Here is a 4791-nt window from a genome sequence, read left to right as displayed (position 1 = left end):
TCTGCGACATCCACATCGGCCAGACCACACCCTGACCACAACCGCACCCAAACCCCGGCCAGTCAACCCCCGAAGGACTTACGGCGCGGACCACTAAGGGGGACGAGCCCGGCCCGGTCGGCGGTGCCCCCTTTTGCGCCTGGCCGGCGGTGACGGCGAGGAAGGCGTGCGCGCACATAGCGAGCGTTATGTGACGGTACCACGCGTCGTAGCGGCGCACCTGGTAGTCGTCCAGGCCGACCTGTCCCTTGGCGGTCTGGAAGCACTCCTCGATGGCCCAGCGGGTGCCGGCCACACGGATGAGTTCCTCGTCGTCGGTGTCGGCCGGTCCGTAGCACAGGTAATAGGCGTGCTCGGTCGGGTCGGTGATCGACCGGCGGATGAGCAGCCAGCGGGTGAATCCGTGGTCGGCGGTGCCGGTGTCGGGCAGGGTGGCCACGGCCCAGTCGAACAGGCGGGGTCCCTTGGCGCCGTCTCCGCAGCTGCGCCGTTTCCAGGCCGGGACAGGGGCCGCGGCGGCCAGTTCGTCGGCGCGGGCGCTGCCGCCGTCGGTCGGGATCTTCTGGTTGCAGGCCACGGCCAGGACGTAGCCCATGCGCCGGCTCTGCAGCCAGAGCCGAAACTTGCTGTCCTTGCCGTAGGCCTCGTCGGCGGTCACCCACCGGGCCGGCAGCCCCGCGTCCAGTGCACGGCGCAGCATCTGCAACCCCAGAGCCGGCTTGGTCGCGAACCGTACCTTCGCCGGTACCGCGGCTTCGGTCCGCCGGGCGTCATCGGCGCACCAGCCTTTCGGCAGATACAGCTCCCGGTCGACCAAGGTGCGCCCGTGCGCGGACGCATACGCCAGGAACACCCCGAGCTGGCAGTTCTCGGTCCGGCCGGCGGTCCCCGAGTATTGGCGCTGGACGCCGGCGGACTTGGTTCCCTTCTTCAGGAACCCCGTCTCATCGATGATCAGAACGGCGTCGGCGTCGCCGAGATGCTCCGCGACGTAGTCGCGTAGGTCGTCGCGGACCGCGTCGGCGTCCCACGCCGTCCTGTTGAGCAGTCGCTGCATACCGTCCGGGGTGTTCTCCCCGGCCGCCTCGGCCAGCGTCCAGCCATTCTTGCCAGCCAGCGGCGACAGCAAGCCCAGCACGTACGCCCTGGCTCGCCGGCGCGGCTCCACCCGCCGAAACCGGCCAGCAATCCGCGCCATCAGGTCATCCAGACCTGCCGCCCACCCCGAAAGATCATCCACCGCCACAAGTGCGGCAGTCCACGATGGACGACTGTGTACGCTGATGCCTGATCCGCATCTGCGGTCCTAGCTGTGTAAACGCGGCCAACGGAAGTGCGGCTGGAGTACTAGCCGGACCGGGCGGGTTCTGGGCTGTCTGCCCGGGAGCCGCCTGGTGCCAGAGCTCTTTCGGCGGGCGCTCTCCGGCATGGGCACCTGCGATGCGAGCGCCATCGCTGTAGGGCGTCCCCTCCCTGCGGCGCCTGCTCAGGCTCGTTTGATGAGGATGTTGTTGATCCGGTTGCCTTCCTCGGGTGTGAGGCGCCCTTCGGGTAGATCGACACCGAGGGTTTTGGCCAGTCCGGTGGTGTGGGCGTCGACGGTGGCCTCGATGAGGGTGGCCAGGACGGCACTGCTGGCAAGGGCCCGCCGGTATCCAACTGCCAGCGCGGCGATGGCGATGACGACGGCAGGCCACCACCGTATTGTCCAGGGCAGGTAGAGCAGCCCCCAGGCGGCCAGGGCGGTGTCGGTGTAGTAGCGCCGGTGTGCGGTGCCGATCAGCGTGCGGGCATCGTTGTCGGTCAGGATCCAGATCCGGGGCCAGGCCGCGGTGACTGACAGTCCGTACTGGGCCTCGATGCGTGTGCCGATGAGCCGAAACCGTTCCCCGATTGCGGTTGCTCGCTCGGGCAGGTACCGGCGGGGCGGCTGCGGCTCGCGTCCTTGCCACCTGGCCTCGGTCTTCCTGCGGCGGATATCGAGCCATCGCTGGGGGCCGCGGATGGTCCATAGCCGGTGCACGCCGTCTTCGGCAGCCGCGGTGGCGGCTACGCCGGCGAGGCCGGCGGCGGCCAGCAGCGTAGCGATGGCCACGACCGCGGTGCCGGGGCTGGAAGTGTGCTGCTGCCATAGCCCGGTTAGCCGGTTGGCGAGCCAGGGCAGGTCCAGGGCGTGTCGTTGACCGGCCAGCACCGCCCAGCCGATGACGGCCACGTACAGCAGGCCGGGGAGCAGGATGGCGGCCAGCCACCGTTCGGTGATCTTCTTGCCGACGGTGGCGATCAAGTCGGTCATCGCTCGGTCCGCTATCGGCTGCGCAGGATCATGGTCTTGCCTTGGATAGCGCAGCGGGGTTCGTGGCCGTCGGCGTCGGGTTGGGCGCGGCGGGGACAGGGCGGGGTGCCGGGACAGGTGTAGGCGCCGGTGACGGTGACCGGGTCGATGTTCAGCTCGTCGAGGAGCCCCGGGTCGCCTCTGCTGATCTGGTCCTGTCCGTTATGAGCGGCGGCGAGATCGATGGGCAGGTGGTGAGCGGCCAGGGCCTGGGTGACGGGCGTACCGGCGCGGACGTCAGCGATCGCGGCGTCGAGTTTGTGGGCCCACCGGTGCCGGTCGGCGGCGGCAGCCAGCTTGGGTAGCTCGACACACAACCGGGCGGTCAAGTCGACGTCGCCGCCGGAACCAGCACTCATAACAAGGCGCTCCGATACGGGATGTAGGAATGTGGACAGACGGCAGGCTGACCGTAACGATGGTTCTACGTTAGTGGCAACTGTCACTGGACGAGAGGACTGGCGGGTGAAGAGAAAAAAGCTTGTCGCTCGCCTGGTCAGTCGGATCCGCGCTTTCGAGCAGGGCGACTCGGGTCCGGTTCTGGATCCGGACGCATTGGCTGAGGCCCGTGAACTGCTGAATCGTGCAGTGCATGCCGACGGCGGTGATCCGTTTGAGGTGGCACGGGTGCTGGCTTGGCTGCACTGGTGCCGCTACCTGGCGCTACCCGAGGGGCAGGATCAGGACGACTGGGGTGAAGCAATCGGTCTCTTCACACAGATCGCCCAAGTGGATCCTCATGCAGTACCCGATCCGGTACGCCAATACCTCGTCGCGGACGGCGACGACGCCGACCCGAATCTGCAGGCCGCGGCCGCCATCGACCTGGTAGAACAGGCCATGCAGCGTGACGACCCGGCAGCGTTGAACCAGGGCATCCAACTCCTGGCCGCTGTAGTGGCCGCCACTTCCACCGACCACCTCGACCGCGCCGAGTACCTGTCCTACCTCGGCCTCGCGCTGCACACCAGGTTCGAGCGCACTGGGGCCGCCAAGGATCTGGACCAGGCAATCCATCTCAGCCGAGAGGCCGTGACCGCCACCCCCACTGACCACCTTCACCGCCCCATGTACTTGTCCAACCTCGGCCTCGCGCTGCGGACCAGGTTCGAGCGCACCGGCATCGCCAAGGATCTGGACCAGGCGATCCAGGTCGGCCGAGAGGCAGTGACCGCTACCCCCACGGACCACCCCAACCGCGCCGGGTACCTGTCCAACCTCGGCCTCGCGCTGCGAACCAGGTTCGAGCACACCGGGGACGCCACCGACCTGAACCAGGCAATCCAAATCGGCCGAGAGGCAGTGACCGCCACCTCCACCGACCACCCCAACCGCCCCGTGATCCTGTACAACCTCGGCACGGCGCTGCACACCAGGTTCGAGCACACCAGGGACGCCACCGACCTGAACCAGGCAATCCAAATCGGCCGAGAGGCAGTGACCGCCACCTCCACCGACCACCCCAACCGCCCCATGATCCTGTCCAACCTCGGCGCCCTGCTGCAAACCAGGTTCGAGCGCACCGGGGCCGCGACCGACCTGGACCAGGCAATCCAACTCCTGGCCGCTGTAGTGGCCGCCACCCCTACCGACCACCCCGACCGCGCCGGGTACCTGTCCAACCTCGGCGTCGCACTGCGAGACAGGTTCGAGCACGGCGGGGACGCCACTGACCTGAACCAGGCAATCCAGGTCAGCCGGGAGGCCGTGACCGCCACCCCCACCGACCACCCCAACCGCGCCGGGTACCTGTCCAACCTCGGCGTCGCGCTGCTCACCAGGTTCGAACACACCGGGATCGCCACCGACCTGAACCAGGCAATCCAGGCCGGCCGCAAGGCCGTGACCGCCACCCCCACCGACCACCCCGACCGCGCCGCCATGTTGTCCAACCTCGGCAACGCGCTGCGAACCAGTTTCGAACGCACCGGGGACGCCACCGACCTGAACCAGGCAATCCAGGCCGGCCGGAAGGCCGTGACCGCCACCCTGACCGACCACCCCAACCGCCCCATGTACCTGTCCAACCTCGGCGCCGCGCTGCACACCAGGTTCGAACGCGCCGGGGCCGCCACGGACCTGGACCAGGCAATCCAAATCGGCCGAGAGGCCGTGACCGCCGCCCCCACCGACCACCCCAACCGTCCCATGATCCTGTCCAACCTCGGCACAGCACTTCACACCAGGTTCGAGCACACCGGGGACGCCACCGACCTGAACCAGGCAATCCAAATCGGCCGAGAGGCAGTGACCGCCACCCCCACCGACCACCCCAACCGCCCCATCTACCTGTCCACCCTCGGCCTCGCGCTGCAAACCCGATTCAAGCGCGCCGGGGACGCCACCGACCTGGACCAGGCAATCCAACTCCTGGCCGCTGTAGTGGCCGCCACCCCCACCGACCACCCCGACCACGCCGGGTACCTGTCCAACCTCAGCCTCGCGCTGCAAACCAG

4 protein-coding genes are annotated in these 4791 nt (G+C 68.4%); 1 reads left to right on the top strand and 3 read right to left on the bottom strand.

What is annotated here, in order from left to right:
- The 3 genes from AB0C02_RS32545 to AB0C02_RS32535 all read right to left on the bottom strand — a co-directional run.
- Positions 1–1198 (bottom strand): IS701 family transposase (locus AB0C02_RS32545; protein ID WP_357553053.1); only part of this gene is annotated, 1198 nt, incomplete at its 3' end.
- 288 nt (positions 1199–1486) lie between these two features.
- Positions 1487–2296, bottom strand: a complete 810-nt coding sequence (locus AB0C02_RS32540; protein WP_357553052.1) for a hypothetical protein — start codon at positions 2294–2296, stop codon at positions 1487–1489.
- An 11-nt stretch (positions 2297–2307) separates the two neighbouring features.
- On the bottom strand, positions 2308–2694 hold the full coding sequence (locus AB0C02_RS32535; RefSeq protein WP_357553051.1) for a hypothetical protein: 387 nt from the start codon (positions 2692–2694) through the stop codon (positions 2308–2310).
- A gap of 31 nt (positions 2695–2725) precedes the next feature.
- Between AB0C02_RS32535 and AB0C02_RS32530 the strand changes: the two genes are divergently transcribed.
- On the top strand, positions 2726–4791 hold a 2066-nt coding region (locus AB0C02_RS32530; protein ID WP_357553050.1), incomplete at its 3' end, for a tetratricopeptide repeat protein.

This window comes from Micromonospora sp. NPDC048999, from assembly GCF_040649295.1.
Taxonomy (GTDB): domain Bacteria; phylum Actinomycetota; class Actinomycetes; order Mycobacteriales; family Micromonosporaceae; genus Micromonospora.
The sequence above is the reverse complement of the archived record's forward strand: the minus strand, read 5'-3'. Positions and strand labels throughout refer to the sequence as shown.

Bases quoted from the DNA above. Each gene is read 5' to 3' on its own strand.
- AB0C02_RS32540 (WP_357553052.1), bottom strand. From the start codon at position 2,296: ATGACCGACTTGATCGCCACCGTCGGCAAGAAGATCACCGAACGGTGG.
- AB0C02_RS32535 (WP_357553051.1), bottom strand. From the start codon at position 2,694: ATGAGTGCTGGTTCCGGCGGCGACGTCGACTTGACCGCCCGGTTGTGT.